Below are 20349 nucleotides of genomic sequence, written 5' to 3'. Positions count from 1 at the left end.
ACCCATGCCCCGGACCGCTGCCCGCACCCGGATCCAGGTCGAACCGCTGACCTGCACCATCGGCGCCGAACTGCACGGCGTCCAGCTCAGCGACGCCGTCCATGACGACGCGCTCTTCGCCAAGATCAAGGAACTCCTGCTCCGACACAAGGTGCTGTTCCTGCGCGACCAGGACATGAGCCGCGCCGAGCACGTCGGGTTCGCCTCCCGCCTCGGCCCGCTGGAGGACCACCCGGTCCTCGGCAGCGACCCCGACCACCCCGGCCTCGTCCGCATCTACAAGGACCTGGACAGCAAGCCCGAGCACTACGAGAACGCCCTGCACTGCGACGCGACCTGGCGCGACCGCCCGCCCATGGGCGCCCTGCTCCGCTGCGTCGAGACGCCCGAGGTCGGCGGCGACACGATCTGGGTCAACATGGCCGAGGCGTACCGCAGGCTCCCCGAGCACATCCGCACCCAGATCGACGGGCTGCGCGCCCGGCACAGCATCGAGGCGAGCTTCGGCGCGGTCATGCCGACGGAACAGCGCCACCAGCTCAAGGCCCGCTACCCAGACGCCGAGCACCCGGTCGTGCGCACCCACCCCGAGACCGGCGAGAAGATCCTCTTCGTCAACTCCTTCACCACCCACTTCGTCAACTACCACACCCCCGAGAACGTGCGGTTCGGCCAGGACCACGCGCCCGGCGCGAGCCACCTGCTCAACTACCTCACGAGCCAGGCGGCCGTCCCCGAGTACCAGGTCCGCTGGCGCTGGACCCCGAACAGCGTCGCCCTCTGGGACAACCGCTCCACCCAGCACTACGCGGTCCAGGACTACTGGCCCGCCATCCGCAAGATGGAGCGCGCCGGGATCGCCGGTGACAGGCCCTGCTGAGCCGATGACGCGTCGCTACGCGTGGTTGGTGTTCGCCCTCAGCTTCGGGCTCCTGCTGTCCGACTACATGTCGCGGCAGGTCCTGAACGCGGTGTTCCCGCTGCTGAAGGCCGAATGGCTGCTCTCCGACACCAAGTTGGGAGCGCTGAGCGGCATTGTCGCCCTCATGGTCGGCGTGCTGACCTTTCCGCTGTCGTTGCTCGCGGACCGCTGGGGCCGGGTCAGGAGCCTGGTCCTCGCAGCGGTGGTGTGGAGCCTGGCCACCCTGGGCTGTGCCGTCTCCGCGAGCTACGGCCAGATGTTCCTGGGCCGTTTCATGGTGGGCGTCGGCGAGGCGGCATACGGGAGCGTCGGCATCGCGGTGGTGCTGAGCGTGTTCCCGGTGGGCCTGCGGGCCACGCTGTCGGGCGCCTTCATCGCGGGCGGCGCCTTCGGCTCCGTACTCGGTGTGTCGATCGGCGGTGTGGTGGCCCAACACCTCGGCTGGCGCTGGACGTTCGGCATCATGGGCCTGTTCGGGCTGGTCCTGGCCGCGGTCTACGGCGTCGTCGTGACGGAGCGAAGACTGGCGCCGGCCGGCTACGGCACCGGCCCCGCACCGGGTACGGGAGGCCCGGTACGAGCGCTGCTGCCCCGGCTGTTCTCGTCGGTGTCCGTGCTGTGCGCCTACGTCGGCAGCGGCCTGCAGATGTTCATCGCGATGGCACTGCTGGCCTGGATGCCCAGTTTCCTCGACCGCTACTACGGCCTGCCGCCCGGCAAGGCCGGACTCGCCGCCGGAGGATTCGCGCTGATCACCGGGATCGGTATGATCGGCGGCGGCATCGTCAGCGACCGGCTCGGCCGCAGCGACCCCCACCTCAAGTGGACCGTCGCCATCGTGTGCAGCTTCGGCTCGCTGGTCCTGCTCACCGGCGGGTTCCAACTCCCGCCCGGCGTACCGCAACTCCTCCTAGTGGGCGCCGGGACACTGCTTTCCAACGCCACGGCGGGACCCGCCACCGCCATGGTGGCGAGCCTGACACCGGCCGCCGTCGCGGCGACGGCCATGGCGACGCTCACCCTCGCCAACAGTCTGCTGGGCCTGGCGCCCGGCCCCGCGGTCACCGGCATGCTGGCCGACCGCATGGGCCTGGACGGCGCACTCCGCCTGGTCCCGCTCGTCGCCGTCGTGGCGGGCCTGGCCTTCGCCCTCGGCAGACACCACTACGACAAGGGCCTCATCTCGGCATCGGCCCCGGCCCCGGCCCTCGAAAAGACGGAGATCTCCAGATGAACCCCGTTCCCGCGCCCACGGTCGTGCTCGTGCCCGGCCTGCGCGACCACGTCCCCGACCACTGGCAGACGACCCTCGCAGCCCGCCTCCCCGGTTCCGTGACCGTGCCGCCCCTGACGGACCTCAGGCTGAGCCGCGACGCGCAGGTCACCGCTCTCAACGACGTGGTGTCCGGCATCGAGGGACCGGTCGTGCTCGTCGCGCACAGCGCCGGCGTGCACACCACCGTCCACTGGGCGGCCCGGCACACCCGCCCGGTGTGCGGCGCCCTCCTCGCGACGCCGCCCGACTTCGAGACCCCGCTGCCGGACGGCCGCCCCGCACCGCAGACGCTGCGTGACAACGGGTGGCTGCCGACGCCGAGCGCCACGCTGCCGTTCCCCAGCGTGGTCGCGGCGAGCACGAACGACCCCTTGGCCCGCTTCGACCGGGTCACCGCACTGGCCGACGCGTGGGGCAGCCGTCTGGTCGACGTCGGCCCCGTCGGACATCTCAACCCCGCCTCCGGCTACGGCGAGTGGCCCCGCGCGCTGGAAATCCTCCAGGCCTTCGGCTGCCGTACGACGCCGGACCCGAAGGTGTCGGCATGAGCACGCGGAACTCCGGCATCAGCGAGTTCCTGGCCTGGTTGGCGCAGGAGCGCGCACTGTCGTTCACCGACTACGCCGAGCTGTGGCGGTGGAGCACCGACGACCTGCCCGGCTTCTGGTCGGCGGTGTGGGAGTTCTACGGCCTGGACACGGTCAGCGACTACGACGAGGTGCTCGCCGACGCGAGGATGCCCGGCGCGACCTGGTTCACCGGAGCACGCCTCAACTTCGCGCAGCAGTGCCTCGCCCACGCCACCGACGAACGCCCCGCGCTCATCGCCGTGTCCGAGACCGGCGACCCCGTGGAGATCTCCTGGGACAGGCTCACCTGGGAAGTGGCCGGCACGGCCGCGGCCCTGCGAGAGATGGGCGTCGGCCCCGGTGACTGCGTCGCCGGGTACCTGCCGAACATCCCGCAGGCCGTGGTCGCCCTCCTGGCCACCGCCGCCGTCGGCGCGACCTGGACGGTCTGCGCACCTGAATTCGGCACGCCCAGCGTCCTCGCCAGGCTGCGCCAGGCCCGGCCGACGGTCCTGGTGGCCGCGGACGGCTACCGCCACGGCGGCAAGGAGCACGACCGGCGCCCGCACATCGCCGAGATCCTGGACGGTCTGCCCACGGTCCGCCACCTCGTCGCCGTCGACCGCCTGCACGCGTCCGCCGCCGGACCGGCATGGTCACAGCGGACGGACGTGACGCAGCACGACTGGTCCGACATGGCCGACCGCGAAGACCGACTCGACTACGCCGACGTCCCCTTCGAGCATCCGCTGTGGATCCTCTGGTCATCGGGCACCACCGGCGTCCCGAAGGGAATCGTTCACGGCCACGGCGGCATCGTCGTAGAGCTGCTCAAGGCGCTCGGCCTCGGCGTGGACCTGCGCGCCGACGACCGCTACCTCTTCCACACCTCCACCAGCTGGATGGTGTGGAACTTCATGGTCGCCGGTCTCCTGCACGGCAGCACGCTCGTCCTCTACGACGGCAGCCCCACCCACCCCGACGTCAACGGCCTCTGGCGGATCGCCGAACGCACCCGCGCCACGACGGTCGGCGTCGGCGCCGCCTACCTGATCGCCGCGGAGAAGGCCGGGGCCCACCCGGCCGCCACCACGGACCTCGGCGCGCTGCGGACTATCCTGCAGACCGGCTCGGCGATGCCCGACAGCACCTGGCGCTGGGTCCACGACCGGCTCGCCCCGAAGGCCCGGCTCCAGTCGATCTGCGGCGGCACCGACATCTGCTCGGTGCTCGCCGGCGACTCCCCGCTGCTGCCGGTGCGCACGGGCCGGATCTCCGGACCCTCCCTGGGTGTCGCCCTCGCCTCCTGGGACGCCACGGGGCAGCCGCTCGTGGGGGAGCAGGGCGAACTCGTGGTCACGGCACCTCTGCCGTCGATGCCGCTCCGATTCGTCGACGACCCCGACGACGAGCGGTACAGGAGCAGCTACTTTGACGTCTATCCGGGCGTGTGGCGGCACGGCGACTGGGTCACCATGGACTCCGATCTGTCCGTCGCCGTGGCCGGACGCTCCGACTCCACGCTCAACCGCATGGGCGTGCGCATGGGGTCCGCCGACCTCTACGCCGTCGTCGAACGGCTCCCCCGGATCGCGGACAGCCTCGTCATCGGTGCCGAACTGCCGGACGGCCGCTACTACATGCCGCTGTTCGTCGTGCCCGCCGACGGGGAGCGGTTCGACGACGCCCTGCGTGCCGAGATCGTGGGCGCGATCAGGCACAGCCTGTCGCCCCGGCACGTCCCCGACGCCGTCGTCCCCATCGAGGCCGTGCCCCGCACCCTCACGGGCAAGAAGCTGGAGGTCCCCGTCAAACGCATCCTCCAGGGCGCCCGCGTCACCGAGGTCAGCGCGGAGGGTGCCGTGACCCGGCCCGACATGCTGGCCTGGTTCGCGGAATTCGCGGCCGGGCTGGGACAGCACCGAGAAGCGGGGTGAGGCGCCTGATGGGCAGAACCCGGTCAGGCGCCTTTCCTCATAAGGAGAACTCCCGTACCACCGTGTTGCGGAACACCGCCGCACCACCACTGCTGAACAGCGCGAGTCCGGTGTCCACGAGATACGGGAACGCCTCCATCGAGTGCGTGTACCGGCCGTCGTCGAAGAACACCTCGACCGTCGTCCGGTCCACGAAGACCCGCATACGGACGGACTTCCGCGCCGCGTCGAACGGCGTCCTGCTCTCCTGATACCTGCCGGAGGCGTCGGGGTTCGCCGCGCCCCGCCGGTTCACGAAGGCGTAGTCGCCCCAGACACCGGCGTCGATGTGCCGCGCACCGTCGGTCGAGCGCCTCAACTGCACGCCCACACCGTTCAGTTGATCCCATGTCACCTCGGTCGACAGCTCGTATGCCGTGCCCTGGTGGTCGAGGACGAGCTGCCCGTCGACCGTCAGGTCACCGAGGTCGACGGTGCGTGAGGCATGGGCGGTGAGGGAGTCTACGGGGCGGGACGCGAGATAGTACGGGCCCGATCCGTCCCGGCGCAGGGTGACCTCGCGGACCAGTGAGTCCGTGCCGTTGAAGCCGTCACTGTCGATCGTGGGCGTGGTGTTGGGGTAGTCCCAGTTGTTCAGCCAGCCGATCGCATACCGCGCCGACTCGTCCACGGTCCCGTCGGTTGCGCGCTTTTCGAAGGTGACGGCGCCGTACCAGTCGAAGCCGTGGTCGAGCCACTGCGGTGCCTCGGCGTCGGGGGTGAACGTGGTGCCGTCGAAGGAACCGGCCCAGTACGCGTACGTGTTGGGCAGGCCCGAGGCCTTGCCGTTGGCGCTCACGCCGAGGACCCACTTGACCGTCCCGTCCTCGGCCTCGATGCGGAACAGGTCCGGGCACTCAAGGACACCGATACCCTCCTTGACGAAGCCGCCGGCGTACGTCCACGTCTTGAGGTCGTCCGAGTGATAGATGCCGACCTTGGTGTTCTCGGCGAGGGCCATCACCCAACGGCCGCGCTCTTCGTCGCGGATCACCTTCGGGTCACGGAAGTCCCGCACCCCCGGATTGGGGACGACCGGGTCCGTGCCGTGCGGCCGGAAGGTGCGGCCGCCGTCCGTGGAGTACCAGAGGTACTGGGCCTGGGTGTCGGCGCCCTCGACCGGCTCCTGCGTGGCGAGGACGACGACCGCTCCGGCGCCGAAGCCCGCCGTGTTGCCCGAGTCGACCACCGCGCTGCCGGACCAGACGTCGCCGTTGGGCGTGGTGTCCTTCGGCACGGCGATGCCGCGGTCGCGGAAGGAGGCCAGGTCGGTGCTGGTCGCCAGGCGCCAGGCGGTTCCGGTGGTGGTGCCACCGGCGAGGTAGTCGGCGTTGTAGAGGTAGTAGTAGTGGTACTCGCCGTCGATCCAGACGGGCCGCTGTGGGTCGTTCTTCCACTGGCCGGGAACGGTGAAGTGGTACTCCGCGCGATAGCTCGCGCCGGTCTTCTTGCGGGGCCGGGGCAGCGGCTTCGCGGTGGCGGCCGGTGCGGGGGCCACGGACAGGAGGGGCAGTGCCGCTCCCAGTACCCCGGCCCGGATGAGTGCTCTCCTGGTCGTCCCGCGCATGTCTGGCATCGCTGATGCATCCCTCTCGTGCCGGCGGCTCAATGCCTTGAGGACTGTAGACCTAACTCGTTAAAGGTCAAGGGGGGACGGGGATTGGGTGGTGAAAACCTAACTCGTTACAGGCGGCCTTGCGAGAAGCCTTGACAGGGCCCCGCCGGATTTCCATCATCTGCTGCAACCCTTGAACTATCACGAGTTAGGCATCGGATGACCGACTCGAAGTTCCCCCGCCGCGCCCTGCTGCGCGGCGCCTCCTACGGAGCGGGAGCCGCCGCCCTGGCCGGCGTCGCCGCGTCCTGGGACCGGCTCACCGCCGCCGACGTGCACGGCCGGGACGACCACGCCCTGGTCGTCGCCACCCTCGGTTCCGCCGTCGACCCCGCCGCCCAACGCGCTCTCAGCGATGGCTTCCGCGCCCTCCATCCCGGCCTCGACGTCCGCCTGGTGCCGGTCCAGGCCACCGACTGGTCGGACTTCTTCGCCAAGATCCTCACGCAGATCGCCGCGGGCACCGCCCCCGACGTCGTCTACGTCGCGACCGAGGGCGTCCAGCTGTTCGCGCAGCGCCTGGGCGTGGCGCTCGATGACCGCGTCCGGCGCGACAAGGAGGAACTGCGCGAGTACTTCGCGGATGTCCATCCCTCACTGGTCGAGTCGATGATGTTCGAGGGGAGCCTGTACCAGCTCCCCGTCGAGTTCAACGCGGCCGACATCTATCTCAACCGCGCCGTACTGAAACGCTCACGCGTCGAGGTGCCGCCGCCCGACTGGGACCGCGACGACTTCACGGCCCTGCTGCGCACCATGAAGCGCGGCGGCGGCAGCGGCTTCACGCCGTACTTCTGGACGAACCGCCTGTGGGGCGGTGTGGTGCCCTGGCTCTTCGCCAACGGCACCAACGTCCTCGCCGAGTCGAAGGCCCCTGGCGGCGACTGGCTGTGGGACACCTTCTACCCGCCCCGGGACCGCCGCGGCAGGGGTGGCGGCTACCGCTGGGCCCGCCCGCAGGCCACCGCCGACCGGGTCGAGGAGGTCTACGAGTACCTCTCGTCGCTGATCCAGGACCGGCTCTGCTCGCGCCCCGAGGGCGGCAGCGGCACCAACCTGGTCGGCGTGTTCTCCACCGGGCGCGTCGGCGTCACCCCGGCCGGCGGCTTCTGGGCGGGCGGCCTCCACACCGCCGGGATGCGGCGGGACGCGTACGACGTGCAGTACTTCCCGCGCTGGCGCACCCAGCGCCACCAGTTCGGCGCCGCCGGCTACGCCCTGCTGAAGACGTCCAAGAAGCAGGACGAGGCCTGGGAGTTCATCAAGTACTCGGTCCGCAAGGACGTCCTGACGCAGCTGTTCCACGCGAACCAGACGACGCCGGCACGGCGTTCGATGGTGCACGCCGCGCGGTACGAGGAGACCGGCCCCAAGAACTGGCCCGTCTTCTACGACACCCTCGACCAATTCCCCGCCACCGGCCCGATCCCGGCCCCGCCCCAGGCTGCCGAGGTCGAGCAACTCCTCCTCAAGCACACCGGAACCGCCCTCGCGGACGCCCGCGGTGTCCGGCCCGCCCTGCGCCACCTGCAGAGCGACCTGGAGAAGGCCATGGAGCGTGCCACATGACCACCCCCGTGCTCGATCGGCGGCCCACGCCGACCTCCTCCGCGACCGCCCCGCGCCGCTCCCTCAAGGACCGCGGTACCCGCCTGCTGGCCGCTCTGTTCCTGGCGCCCACGCTCGTCGGGGTCCTGGTCTTCACCGTCGTACCGATCGTCGGGTCGGTCGTCCTCAGCTTCTTCCACTGGGACGTCATCGGCACGCCCCGCTTCGCGGGCACCGACAACTACACCCAGGTCTTCACGGACGACACGGTCCTCGTGTCCTTCACCAACACCCTGATCTTCATGGTGTTCGCGGTCGCGCTCCAGCTCCTGCTCGCCCTGGCTCTCGCGCTCACGCTGACCAACAGGATGCCGTCGTGGCTGCGCTCCACGTTCCGCTCGGCGTTCTTCTTCCCGCTGATCCTGTCCGCCGCGTCCATCTCGGTGGTCATGAAGTACCTGTTCAACCAGGACTTCGGAGTGGTGAACTGGCTGCTCGGGCACGTCGGGATCGCTCCGGTCCCCTGGCTGACCTCCGAGCACTCGGCGATGGCCGCGGTGATCCTGGTCTACGTCTGGCAGCAGTTCGGTTTCTCGTTCCTGCTGTTCGTCGGCGGCCTGAACACCATCCCCAAGGAGATCCACGAGGCCTCGTCCCTCGACGGGGCGTCCGGCCTGCGCAAGCACTTGTCGATCACGCTGCCCCTGCTCTCGCCGACCCTCCTGGTCGCCTCCGTCGTCGGGATCATCAACGCTCTGCAGGTGTTCGAGCAGCCCTACGTCCTCACCGACGGGGGACCGGGCGACGCCACCCGCACCGTCGTGATGGTCATCTACCAGAGCGCGTTCGAGCAGCTGCGGTTCGGCGAGGCCTCCGCGATCGGCGTCCTGCTCTTCGTCCTGATCATGGCCGTGACGGCACTCCAGTTCCGGCTCAGCCGGCGCTTCGTCCACTACCAGTAGCCGGGTGACCCCATGAACCGTATGAAGTACGTCCTCGCGTCCTGGACGCGCGTCGCGGGGCTCACGGCGGTGGCCCTGCTGACCCTCGGCCCGGTGATCTGGACGGTGTCCACCTCGTTCAGGGCGCCGGCGGAGTCGTTCGACCTGCCGCCGCGGATCATTCCGGGCCACGCCACCACCGAGGCCTACCACCAGGTCTTCGCGCAGATCGACGTGTGGCTGCTCGCCCTCAACTCGACCCTGGTGACCGCGCTCATCGCGGTCGGCCAGATGATCACCGCGGGGCTCGCCGGATACGCCTTCGCGCGCCTCGAATTCCGTTTCAAGAAGCCGCTGTTCGGCCTGGTCCTGGCGACCATGATGGTCCCTGTGCAGGTCACGATCGTGCCGGTGTTCCTGCTCCTGAAGCCGATGGGCCTGACCGACACCCTGCTCGGCCTGATCATCCCCGCCTGGCCGACCGCCTTCGGCACGTTCCTGATGCGGCAGTACTTCCTCGGCATGCCCAAGGACCTCGGCGAGGCGGCCCTGATCGACGGCGCCGGGCCGTGGCGGATCTTCCGCTCGGTGTACGCGCCGCTGGCCACGCCCGGCCTCGCGATCATCGGCGTCCTCGCCTTCAACTACCACTGGAACGAGTTCTTCCGGCCGCTGATCCTCGAGACCTCGACCCAGAACTTCACGCTGCCGCTCGGCCTGGTCTCCCTTCAGGGCAACCTCGGCACCGGCTCGATCTCCGTCGTCCTCGCCGGAGTCGTGCTCTCCATGATCCCCGCCATGGCGGTCTTCGTCATCGGCCAGCGCCCTCTGCGCGAGGGCATCACGTCCGCAGGAGTGAACCGATGAACGACGACCACCCGCACGGCGCATACGAAGGACACGGCGCATACGAAGTGCACGACGTCCACGCCCCGCGCGCCCGTGTCCGCCCACCCGTCAACTGGGCCAACGACCCCAACGGACCGTTCCGTTGGCGCGGCCGCCACCACCTCTTCTACCAGCACAACCCCGCCGCCCCCGTGCACACGAACATGCACTGGGGCCACGCCTCCAGCGCCGATCTGGCGCACTGGGAACACCATCCCATCGCGCTCACGCCGACCCCCGGCGGCCCGGACGAGGCGGGCTGCTGGTCCGGCTGCGTGGTCGACGACGCCGGCACACCCACCGCCGTCTACACCGGAATCGACCGTCATCACACCGGACTCGGCACCATCTGCCTCGCCCAGGCCGATCCGGACGACCCGCTTCTCCTGCGCTGGCGCCCCCTCCCGGCGCCGGTGGTCACGTGCCCGCCGCCGGGCCTGGACGTGGTGATGTTCCGCGACCCGTTCGTGTTCCGGCACGGCGGGCGGCGCTGGGCGCTCGTCGGCGCGGGGCACGCGGACGGGACACCGTCGGTACTCCTCTACGACTGCGACGACCTCAATGCGTGGCGCTTCGCGGGCGTCCTGCTCGACGGACGGGACCCGTCGACGGCCCGCCTGCTCGGCATGGAAGCGACCGGCTGGGAGTGCCCCCAGCTGTTCCGGACGGACACCGGCGACTGGGTCCTGGTCCTGTCGCTTTGGGGCGGCGACCCACACACCACGGCGTCGTTGACGGGGCATCTGGAAGTGCTGGCCGACGGCGAGTTGAGGTTTCAGGTGAAGTCCGGGGACCGCCCGGACCATGGCCGCGACTTCTATGCCCCGGCCGTTGCGCACGACCCGGACGACGGGCGCACCCTCCTGTGGGGCTGGTCCTGGGAGGCCCGCCCGCAGGCCGAGGTGGATCGAGCGGGCTGGTCCGGTGTCCTGACCGCACCCCGCGAGATGAGCACACATGCGGACGGATCACTGCGGGTCCGCCCCGCTCCCGAGCTCGAACTCCTACGCACCGCAGGGCCGTTCGTGGCCGGCGCGTCGTGCTCGGCGACACCGCTGCCGGTCTCGTACGACGTGGAGGTGGCCGCGCGCACGCCGGTGTCCGTGACCCTGTGCCGGGCCGCGTCGGGCCGGGAACTGACCGTCACCCTCGACCCGGCGGCCGGCACGGCGACCCTCGACCGGTCGGGCTGGCCGCGTCGCGACGCCGCCGGGCGGGAGACCGACTCGGCGCCCCTCGTCCTGCGGGTGTCGCCGACGGAGGAACTGGCCGCGCGGATTCTCGTGGACGGTTCGCTGCTCGAACTCTTCGCCGCCGAACGGGCCGTGGCGACCGAGCGTGTCTACCTGCGCCCGGACGACACCCCGGTCCTGACGGTGTCCGGAACACCTGCCCGGATCAGAGGCTGGGAGGTGGGCCCACAGAATCACGCCCGACCACAGGGCAGTTGAGCCGGATCACCTCGGCGGGCGGCGCAACCCCGTCCGCCAAGGCGTCGAGCAGCAGCTGCGCCGCTCGCTCGCCCATGGCCCGGTGCGGCAGCGCGACGGTGGTGAGCCGCGGTCTGAGGAACTGCGCCATGTGCTCCTGGTCGTCGTATCCGACCACCGAGAGGTCGCCGGGCACCTCGATCCCGAGCCGGGTCGCGGCGTGCAGCACGCCCGCCGCGACCCGGTCGTTGTAGCAGACGATCCCGGTCGGCCGCTCTGCCGCGGGCACACCGTCGAGGACACTCAGCGCACCCCGGTATCCGGCGGAGATCTCGCCCCCGCTCCGCACGATCCAGTCCTGTCGCGCCCGCATCTCCGCACCGCGCAGGGCGTCGCGGAAGCCGCGCAGTCGTTCCGCGGACGCGATGTCGTCGAGCCCGCCGACCAGGGCGATCCGGCGGTGCCCGGCCTCCAGGAGCAGCCGCGCCGCGGCCCGTCCGCCGGCTCGCTCGGCGGGAATGACGGACGCCCAATCACCTTCGGAAGGAAGGCAGTTGGCGAGCACGGCGACGGTGCGGTCGAGGCCCTTGGGCAGCGCGGCCCGGCGCAGGGTCATCGCGGCGTAGATGATGCCGTCGACGCGCCGGTCGAGCAGCTCGGTGACCGCGGCGCTCTCCTTGTCCGGGTCGCCGGTCGAGTCGACGGTCACGACGAGGTGCTCACGGTCCCAGGCGGTCTCCATGGCGCCGCGCAGCAGCGCTCCGGCGAAGGGGGAGGAGGCGATGTGGTCGGTGACGAGACCGATGACGGCGCTGCGCCGCCGACGCAGACCGCGCGCCATCGGGTTCGGCCGGTAGCCGAGCTGCCGTGCCGCCTCCCGGATCCGCTCCTGGGTGGCCGCCGACAGGTTCCCCTCGGCGCGCCCGTTGAACACGAACGACACCGCGGTGTGCGACACTCCCGCGAGCCGGGCGACATCCTTCGACGTGGGCCGCCGCTCGAGCCCGCCCGCATCCTTGTCCTGGCCCGTATCCATGCCCCTGACCGTTCCCCACTCCGCACACCCCGGCTCGACGTTCGCCACCCTAGCCGTGCCCCGGCTCATAGGAGTCCTCGACGTCTCTGCGGGTGGCGGGCACAACGTGGGTTTGTGTGATGCGTGGCGCGATGTGCTCAACGGAAAGGCGACCGCCGGACGGACAGGATCGCGACGTCGTCGTGCTGACCTCGCTCTCCGGCGAACGCGCTCGCGTCGTCGAAGAGGGCGTGCGGCAGGTCGGTGGCGGAGAGGGACATCCGCTCGGTGAGGCGTTCGGTGACGGGATAGAACGTGCCGTCGGCGCCGCGGGTTTCGGTGAGCCCGTCGGTGGTCAGCAGCAGCGTCGCCCCGGCCGGGAAGGTGAACCAGTCGACGGTCGCTGGTTCGGCGGCGAGTTCGGCGAGACCGAGGGGAACGCCGGAGTCGAGGACCGGCGTGCTGATGGTGGCGTTGTGCAGCACGTGGGGCGCGATGTGTCCGCAGTTGATGACTTGCACCTCGTCGTGCGCGTCGACGTTGAGGATGAGCGCGGTGACGAACCGCTCGTCGTCGCCGGTCTGCGCGGCGTAGGAGTTGTGCCGTACGACAGAGGTATCGAGTGCGTCGACGAGCCCGGTGAGGGTCGGCTCCCGGTGGGCCGCCTCACGGAACGCGCCGATGACCGCGAACGCGGCACCGACCGCGGGCAGGCCCTTGCCCTGGACATCGCCGATCAGAACGCGGGTGCCCCACGGAGACTCGACGACGTCGTAGATGTCGCCTCCGACGAGCCGGTCCTCCTGTACGGGCTCGTACGCGCCGTCGACCAGGACGTCGTCGGTGAGCAGAGGCAGCGGGCGCAGGATGTGGCGCTGCATCGCCGCAGCGGTGGAGCGCAGCCGCAGCATCGCGTCCTCGCGGCGGATACGACGGTGGCAGGCGTAGACGGAGGCCGCGCCCAGGGCGAGGGTGAGCAGCATCATGAGGCTCCTGTCGAGCCACGACCGCCCGTCACCGTGCCGGAGCAGCACGACGACGATGACCACCAGCACGATCCACGCGGCCACGAACTTCGTCTGCCGCACGGTGCACAGCGCGGACGCGGCCGCCGGCAGGAACACAAGGAGCCCGAGAAGCCACACCGGGGACTCGGACAGGGTGCCCAGGATCAGCACCAAGAGGGTTACCGACGCAACGCCGATCACCACCTCGGCATTGCGCGGTGGTTCGATGCCCTCGAACGCGAAACGCTTCGGATGCTTTTGCGGCACGGAACCTCCCGGGCAGGTGGTGTACTCCCCGTACGTTAGGCAGGCCAGGACGTGGGCGAGCCGCGCCCCGCCGGGCGATGCCCCCGTGCGGTGACCGGTGGGGATCCGGAGTCCGGGGTGCGGGTGAGCGGGCCAGGTGAGGCACACTCCTGGCCCAGGCGACTCGGATGCGTCCACAACAGGCGCCGGACAATGGTGACTTCCTGACAGTGGGATAATGTTCGATCGCGAAGAATCTGCTCGGTCCACCCGAGCCGCGCCACGGTCCGACACGGCGGCCGCCCGAGGGGGAGCTGGATGCTGCAGGCATTGGGATTGGGCCCGGCCGAAGAGGCCGTCTACACCGCACTGCTGGCTCACCCGACTGCCTCCGCGCGGGACCTCGCCCGGCAGACCGGACTCGAGAAGGCCGAGACCGCCCGCATCCTGCTCGACATGACGACACGTGGTCTGGTGACGGTCGCCACCGAGGCCAGGAGCGGGGCGCCTGACTCCGCTGACTGCGGGGACGCCCGCTACCGGCTCACACCACCCTCGGTGGCTCTGGCCCCGATTCTCGTCGAGCAGCGCAACGCACTGCACCGGGCCGAGACCGCGTTCTCGATGCTGACCGAGCAGTACCGCAGTACCGCCGCGCACCCTGCGGGCAGTGTCGTGGAGGTGGTCGTCGGCGTGGAGCAGGTGGCACACCGGTTCCACCAACTGCAGCGGGGCGCCCAGCGGGAGTTGCTCGTCTTCCTCGTCGGCGCGCCCATCGCGGTGCCGCGCGAGGACACCGACATGTCGGAGAGTTCCGCGCTGGACCGCGGTGTCGACTTCCGGGTCGTGGCTGACAGGAACTATCTCGACGGTCACGAGGTTGCGGGGGACATGAGGGCGGCCTTGAAGGCGGGTCTCGGACTTCGTCTGGCCGACTCGTTGCCACTGAAGATGGTCGTGTCGGACCGGGAGCGTGCCATGGTGCCACTCGACATGACGGACGCCGGCGGTGAGCCGAGCGCCATCGTGGTGCACCGCAGCGGTCTGCTGACGGCCCTGGTCCATCTCTTCGAGAAGGAATGGGCCGAGGCCCGGCCTCTGTACGCCACCACCTCGGGTGTGCGCGCGCAGCAGACAACCGATCAGCAGCCGACCGAGGGGGAACTGGAGGTCCTCGCCCTCCTGCTGGCAGGTGTCTCCGACCGGCGGGCAGCCTCCCAACTCGGCCTCTCCATACGCACAGTGGAGCGACGGACACGCCGTCTGATGGACCTTGCGGGAGCGGACTCGCGCCTGCAACTGGGGTGGCACGCGGCACGCGCGGGCTGGCTCTGACGTCCCGCCCGGGCCTGACGGTCAGCTTCCTCGACGTCCTCGACGAGACCTCGATCAGGCCGAGGCTGCAGGGTGCGGCCCGAGTTTCCACCGAGCTGAGTGACCCGTAGATGTGACCGCATGTCGGAAAACCGACATGCGGGAAACCCGTCACGCGCGGCATCCCTCGACGATCTGGATGTCTGCCAGGCTGCAGCGGCAGCACGGCATGTTCACGGTTTCGAGTGGGGAGATCCATGCGCTCCATAACGCGTATAGCCATGGGCGCGGCTACCGCCGCCGCCCTGGCCGTCACGGCGGTCACGCCTTCAGGGGCGGCTGATACGCCGCCTGACGGTGCCTCGGGGAAGAGACCCGTCATCGGCAGCGGGGCCAGGGCGACGGGCGGCAAGCAGACGACAGTCACGCTGGTCACCGGCGACAAGGTGGTGGTGTCCACCGACAGGTCGGGTCGCAGCTCCGCGGCCGTGCTGCCCCGCGAGGACGGCACGCAGCCGATGGTGCAGACCTACCAGAGGGGCAAGGACCTCTACGTCTACCCCGAGGGTGCCTCCGAGGCGATAGCCGAGGGCAAGGTCGACGAGCAACTGTTCAACGTCACCGGGCTCATCCGCCAGGGATACGACGACGCACACACCGATGCGCTGCCGCTCATCGCCACCTACCGCAACACTGTGGACGTCGCGAAGAGCGCGCCGGCGGCCCCTCGTGGTTCCGAGCGGGGCCTGAGCCTCCCGGCTGTGGACGGCGTCGCGCTCAAAGCGGGCAAGGACACCGCCGCCACGTTCTGGCGGGACATCACCGACACCCGCTCACGTGCCGCCTCCCCGCTGAAGAAGCTGTGGCTGGACGGCAAGGCCGAGGCCACGCTGGACCGTTCCACCGCGCAGGTGCACGCGCCGGAGGCCTGGGCAGCCGGCTACGACGGCAAGGGCACAAAGGTCGCCGTGCTGGACTCGGGCGTGGACGCCGAACACCCGGACCTGGCGAGCCGGGTCGCCGCGTCCAAGAACTTCACGGACTCCAAGAACACCGACGACAAGGTGGGCCACGGCACCCACACCGCCTCCACGGTCGGCGGGTCCGGAGCGGCCAGTGACGGCCGCAAGAAGGGCGTCGCCCCCGGTACCTCCCTGCTCGTCGGCAAGGTCCTCAACGACCAGGGCTACGGCCTGGACTCCTGGATCATCGCGGGCATGCAGTGGGCCGTCGACCAGAGGGCCGACGTCGTCTCGATGAGCCTCGGCAACCCCACGATCGGCGACTGCTCCGACCCGATGGCCGAGGCCACGAAGGAACTGTCGAAGAACACCCACACGCTGTTCGTCATCGCCGCCGGAAACGCGGGGGCGGGCACCGAGACCGTCTCCTCGCCCGGCTGCGTGCCTGACGTTCTGACCGTCGGCGCGGTCGACCGTGATGACACCACCGCGCAGTTCTCCAGCCGTGGTCCCGTGGCCGTCACGCACACGCTCAAGCCCGAGATCGCCGCCCCCGGCGTGGACATCTCGGCGGCGAGTGCGGGCGGCCGCGGCGTCTACGCCTACCGCACGATGTCCGGCACCTCCATGGCCACTCCGCATGTCGCGGGCGCCGCGGCCGTCGTCCGCCAGGCCCACCCGGACTGGACCGCGCAGCAGGTCAAGGCCGCCCTGGTCTCCTCCGCCCGCACCGGCGGCAAGGTCGCCGGCGCCGACCAGACCGGCGGTGGAGTCCTCGACGTGTTCGGCGCGGTGAACCAGAAGGTGCTCTCCGCGCCCGCGGTCCAGGCCGGCAGCTACAACTGGCCGCAGGGCGCCTCGGACCGCACCACCGTGCAGGTGCCCTTCACCAACACCGGCAAGAGCGACCTCACCCTGAGCCTGAGGGTCAGCGGTGTGCACGGCAACGACGGCAGCGATGTCCGCTCCGGCGTCGTCAAGCCGGCGGAGAACAAGCTGAAGGTCCCCGCGGGCGCCACCGCTCAGGTGCCGCTGCGGATCGACCCCACGGCCCGGCTGACGGACGCCCAGTACGGTGCGGTCACCGGCCGGATCCTGGCCACCGGCGGCGATGTGCACGTCTCCGTGCCCGTCACGCTCTACGTCCAGCCGGAGACGGTCACCCTCCGGGTCAAGGTCATCGACCGCAACGGCAAGCCCGCCGCCGGCCCCTCCTCACTGGACCTGGTCAGCCTCGACACCGACAAGGGCGAACGCCGCGGCAACAACGGCGCGACCGACCAGACGTACCGCGTGCGCCCGGGTGACTATGCCCTCAGCAGCTTCGTGGGGAGCTACGACGCGGACAACGCGCCCGAGTCGGTCAGCTACCTCGCGAACCCGCAGCTGCGGATCACCCATGACACCACCGTCGTCCTCGACGCCCGCAGGGCCCACCGGCTGAGCCTGCACACCGACCGTCCCTCGAAGGTGGACAACACCACGTTCAGCTACACCCGCACGTGGGACGACACCTGGCAGATATCCGGATCGATCACGGCCGGCAGCGGCGTCCAGAAGTTCTACGCAGACATCGACGGACGTACCGAGAACGGCACCTTCGAGTTCCGGCCCACCTGGCGTGCGACCGGCTCCGAGGACGGCTCGCCCTACGTCTACAACCTGTCGTTCCCGGCCCATGGTCCGCTGCGCTCCGACCAGGTCTACCAGCCCAAGGACGCCGAGCTGGCCCAGGTCACCGAAACGTGGCACGCCATGGGCAAGGAGGCCGACTACATCGATGCGATGTTCGTCCGCCCCGCCGGCAGCAGCGGCGCCTACATCCCCGTCAGCCCGTTCGGCACCGTCCACGTGCCCGGCACCCGCACCGCCTACTACACGACGGGCGACGCCGCCTGGAGCCATGGCGCGATGACCAGCTTCCCGTTCGCCGCGTTCATGGGCGACCAGGACCGCGTCTACCGGGCCGGACAGCGGAGCGCCGAAGAGTGGTACGGCGGCCCCCTGCGGCCGGCCGCCCCACGCGGCGCCGACGGCAAGCCGGCGCTGGCCGCCGAACGGCAGGGCGACCAGATCGGCATCCAGACCGCGCTCTGGCTCGACGGATCCGGCGACCACTGGTCCCCCGGCGCGTCGTTCGGCGACCTCGGCAAGCTGGAACTGAAGCGCAACGGTCAGCAGATCGCCACCAGCCCCTATCCGTACGACGTGTTCAGCGTGCCGGACGAGGACTCCGCGTACGAGCTCACCCAGTACCTGGAGAAGATCCCGACCTCGGACCGGAACTGGCTGCGCTCCACCGCTGTCGCCACCACGTGGAGCTTCCGCTCCCACCGGGAGCCGGACGTCTACTCGCGCGGCCTGCCGATCCTCTTCCCGGTGTACGACGTGCCGGTGGACGGCATGAACACCCTGCCGGCGCAGAGCGGCATCAAGGTCGGCCTCTCGGCCCAGGGCCACGCCGGGTACACCCCGGGCGCGATCACCGCGGCCTCGCTGTCCTACTCCTACGACGGCGGCACCACCTGGACCCAGGCGCCGACCCAGAAGAAGGACGGCAAGTGGACGGCCGTCCTCGACCACACCGGCGCGGCCGGCAAGCAGGTCACGATGAAGGCCACCCTCACCGACGCCAACGGCAACGCGGTCACCCAGACCGTCACCCGCGCCTACGACGTTCGCTGACCCCGCGGTCTCCCGCCGGGCACCCGTACAGCTCGTGTGAGCCGTACGGGTAGCGGCGGCGCGCCGAGAAGGGCCCCTGACAGGCGTCTGCCTGTCAGGGGCCCTTCTCGGCGCGTGCGTAAGGACAGATCTCAGTAGCCGCGCCAGACGTTGTCGAACGCCGAGTCCTCGATGGCCCTGCGCTGCCGTACGGCCTGCAGCTCCTGAACGGCGTTCCCGACGGCGGCCAGAACCGCCGCGACCGCGTCCCCGGCGAGCTCGGGGGCGTCATCGGCCGGCTCGTCCCGGATTCCGGCGGCGGCCGCCAGGGCGACGAGCACGGGTTCGCCCGTCGCCCAGCGCTCCTCGGCCCGGCGCCGGTCCGCCGAGTCGACCGGCTCCGTCCGCCCGCTCTTCAGCGGATTCCGAAGGCCTCGCGGCCGGTTCGTCAGCCCCTCCCGCTCCAGCTCGTCGACGTACGCCGAGGACAGCCCGCGGCCCCGGCGCCACAGCCAGTCCTCGACCGACTCGTACGGCTCCTGTCGCACGAGAGCCGCGGCGGCCTCATCCAGCAGGCGGTCCCCGGTGGGCGCCTGGGCGCTGGGCAGGATGCCGTCGCCGTCCACGATCAGTGCCTTGGCCTCGATGAGGTCGAACACCTCGGCCCCCGCGAGCGCCAGCGACAGTTCGCCCTGCTCCACGGGGTGGTCGGGTGTCTCGGCCAGGGCAACGATCGCGAGGTCCCGTGCGGTGGTCATGAGCGGCTCCACATCAGTCGGCCGAGTGCGGGGTGAGAGCGTCGGCGGCTCCCCGGTCGATTGTCGCCGTGCTTCGGGCGCTGCGTGCCCTCATACGACCATGTCGCCCGGGAATCCGATCCGCAGCATGGAGGGGGCCAGAAGATCGTCATCTGTGCGGGGGAGGGATCCGTCCCGATCGGTCCCCCCTCGCATCGGTGTCGTTCCGGGCCTACGCCGGGGGCTTGCTCAGTGGCTCCTGAAGGCGTCCAGGATGCGCTCGGCGGCCAGCGTGGCGGTGAGTTCTCCGTCGCGGACCTGCTGTTCGAGCTCCGGCGTCAGGGAGCGGACCGCCGGGTCGGTGTGGAGGCGGCCGAGGAGCTCGTCATGGACCATGGCCCATGTCCAGTCGAGCTGCTGATCGCGCCGGCGGGCGGCGAGGCGCCCGGTGGAGTCGAGCAGGGCGCGGTGCTGTTCGAGCCGTTCCCAGACGGTGTCGAGGCCGGTCGACTCGCGCGCGCTGCAACTGAGCACAGGCGGTGTCCAGAAGGCGTCCTTTCCGTGCATCAGGCGCAGCGCGCCCGCCAACTCCCTTGCCGCTGCCTGGGCGTCGCGCTGATGCGGGCCGTCGGCCTTGTTGACGCTGATCACGTCGGCCAGCTCGAGGACGCCCTTCTTGATGCCCTGAAGCTGATCGCCGGTACGGGCGAGGCTGAGCAGCAGGAAGGAGTCGACCATGTTCGCGACCGCGGTCTCGGACTGGCCCACGCCGACGGTCTCCACGAGCACCACGTCGTAGCCCGCCGCTTCCATCACGATGATCGACTCGCGCGTCGCCTTGGCGACACCGCCGAGTGTGCCGGCCGTGGGGGAGGGGCGTACGAAGGCCGCCGGGTCGACGGCCAGGCGCTCCATGCGGGTCTTGTCGCCGAGGATGGAGCCGCCGGTCCGGCTGGAGGACGGGTCGACGGCGAGCACGGCGACCCGGTGCCCGAGACCGGTGAGCATCGTGCCGAAGGCGTCGATGAACGTCGACTTGCCGACGCCCGGCACACCGGTGATCCCTATCCTGCGGGCCCGTCCGCTGTGCGGCAGCAGCTCGGTCAGCAACTCCTGGGCCAGCGCCCGGTGTTGGGGCCGGGTGGACTCGACGAGCGTGATGGCGCGGGCGACGAGCGCCCGCTTCCCGTCGAGAACGCCCTTGACGTAGGTGTCGAGGTCGATGGCCATGGACTCACC

15 protein-coding genes are annotated in these 20349 nt (G+C 70.5%); 10 read left to right on the top strand and 5 right to left on the bottom strand.

The genetic code is table 11. The annotated features are described in order from the left end of the window. The first annotated feature begins 4 nt into the window (after nt 1-4). The 4 genes from OG456_RS00200 to OG456_RS00185 are packed head-to-tail and all read left to right on the top strand — an operon-like array spanning nt 5 to nt 4704. Nucleotides 5-880, top strand: coding sequence for a TauD/TfdA family dioxygenase (locus OG456_RS00200; protein WP_266555917.1), 876 nt, complete (start codon nt 5-7; stop codon nt 878-880). Between the two features lie 4 nt (nt 881-884). After that, complete coding sequence (locus OG456_RS00195) at nt 885-2156, top strand: MFS transporter (protein WP_266555916.1); 1272 nt, start codon at nt 885-887, stop codon at nt 2154-2156. Beyond that, the gene (locus tag OG456_RS00190) at nt 2153-2746 is read left to right on the top strand and encodes an alpha/beta hydrolase (protein ID WP_266555914.1); all 594 of its coding nucleotides are present in this window, start codon (nt 2153-2155) and stop codon (nt 2744-2746) included. The genes OG456_RS00195 and OG456_RS00190 overlap by 4 nt, the downstream gene beginning before the upstream one ends. After that, nucleotides 2743-4704: an acetoacetate--CoA ligase gene (locus OG456_RS00185; RefSeq protein WP_266555912.1), complete on the top strand. Its 1962-nt coding sequence runs from the start codon at nt 2743-2745 to the stop codon at nt 4702-4704. The genes OG456_RS00190 and OG456_RS00185 overlap by 4 nt, the downstream gene beginning before the upstream one ends. Before the next feature lie 37 nt (nt 4705-4741). On the opposite strand, the gene OG456_RS00180 is transcribed toward OG456_RS00185, so the two are convergent. Next, nucleotides 4742-6310 (bottom strand): glycoside hydrolase family 32 protein, encoded by a 1569-nt coding sequence (locus tag OG456_RS00180; protein WP_266568944.1) that lies wholly within the window; start codon nt 6308-6310, stop codon nt 4742-4744. A 207-nt stretch (nt 6311-6517) separates the two neighbouring features. Here OG456_RS00180 and OG456_RS00175 point away from each other — a divergent pair, with 207 nt between their 5' ends. The 4 genes from OG456_RS00175 to OG456_RS00160 are packed head-to-tail and all read left to right on the top strand — an operon-like array spanning nt 6518 to nt 11186. Next, nucleotides 6518-7927, top strand: coding sequence for an extracellular solute-binding protein (locus OG456_RS00175; RefSeq protein ID WP_266555910.1), 1410 nt, complete (start codon nt 6518-6520; stop codon nt 7925-7927). Then, on the top strand, nt 7924-8868 hold the full coding sequence (locus OG456_RS00170) for a carbohydrate ABC transporter permease (RefSeq protein WP_266555908.1): 945 nt from the start codon (nt 7924-7926) through the stop codon (nt 8866-8868). Before OG456_RS00175 ends, OG456_RS00170 begins: the two co-directional genes overlap by 4 nt. A 12-nt stretch (nt 8869-8880) precedes the next feature. Continuing rightward, nucleotides 8881-9714 carry a carbohydrate ABC transporter permease gene (locus tag OG456_RS00165; protein ID WP_266555906.1) on the top strand — a complete coding sequence of 278 codons (834 nt, stop codon included), beginning with the start codon at nt 8881-8883 and terminating at the stop codon, nt 9712-9714. Further along, nucleotides 9711-11186 (top strand): glycoside hydrolase family 32 protein, encoded by a 1476-nt coding sequence (locus OG456_RS00160; protein WP_266555904.1) that lies wholly within the window; start codon nt 9711-9713, stop codon nt 11184-11186. The genes OG456_RS00165 and OG456_RS00160 overlap by 4 nt, the downstream gene beginning before the upstream one ends. On the opposite strand, the gene OG456_RS00155 is transcribed toward OG456_RS00160, so the two are convergent. Both OG456_RS00155 and OG456_RS00150 read right to left on the bottom strand, forming a co-directional pair. Then, nucleotides 11134-12201 (bottom strand): LacI family DNA-binding transcriptional regulator, encoded by a 1068-nt coding sequence (locus OG456_RS00155; protein ID WP_266555902.1) that lies wholly within the window; start codon nt 12199-12201, stop codon nt 11134-11136. The genes OG456_RS00160 and OG456_RS00155 overlap by 53 nt on opposite strands. A 137-nt stretch (nt 12202-12338) precedes the next feature. Further along, entirely contained in the window at nt 12339-13454 is a 1116-nt protein-coding gene (locus OG456_RS00150; RefSeq protein WP_266555900.1) for a PP2C family protein-serine/threonine phosphatase, read from the bottom strand. Between the two features lie 297 nt (nt 13455-13751). On the opposite strand from OG456_RS00150, the gene OG456_RS00145 reads away from it, so the two are divergent. After that, nucleotides 13752-14768, top strand: coding sequence for a helix-turn-helix domain-containing protein (locus OG456_RS00145; RefSeq protein ID WP_266555898.1), 1017 nt, complete (start codon nt 13752-13754; stop codon nt 14766-14768). A 236-nt stretch (nt 14769-15004) separates the two neighbouring features. Further along, a complete protein-coding gene (locus OG456_RS00140) occupies nt 15005-18394 on the top strand; it encodes a S8 family serine peptidase (RefSeq protein WP_266555896.1) in 3390 nt (1129 codons plus the stop codon). A gap of 131 nt (nt 18395-18525) precedes the next feature. On the opposite strand, the gene OG456_RS00135 is transcribed toward OG456_RS00140, so the two are convergent. Both OG456_RS00135 and meaB read right to left on the bottom strand, forming a co-directional pair. After that, the gene (locus OG456_RS00135) at nt 18526-19131 is read right to left on the bottom strand and encodes a GPP34 family phosphoprotein (protein WP_266555894.1); all 606 of its coding nucleotides are present in this window, start codon (nt 19129-19131) and stop codon (nt 18526-18528) included. Nucleotides 19132-19359: 228 nt separating this feature from the next. Beyond that, nucleotides 19360-20340 (bottom strand): methylmalonyl Co-A mutase-associated GTPase MeaB, encoded by a 981-nt coding sequence (meaB, locus tag OG456_RS00130; RefSeq protein WP_266555892.1) that lies wholly within the window; start codon nt 20338-20340, stop codon nt 19360-19362. Nucleotides 20341-20349: the final 9 nt, after the last annotated feature.

This window comes from Streptomyces sp. NBC_01446, assembly GCF_026340095.1.
GTDB lineage: Bacteria > Actinomycetota > Actinomycetes > Streptomycetales > Streptomycetaceae > Streptomyces > Streptomyces aureus.
This window is presented reverse-complemented; position numbering and strand designations above follow the sequence as displayed.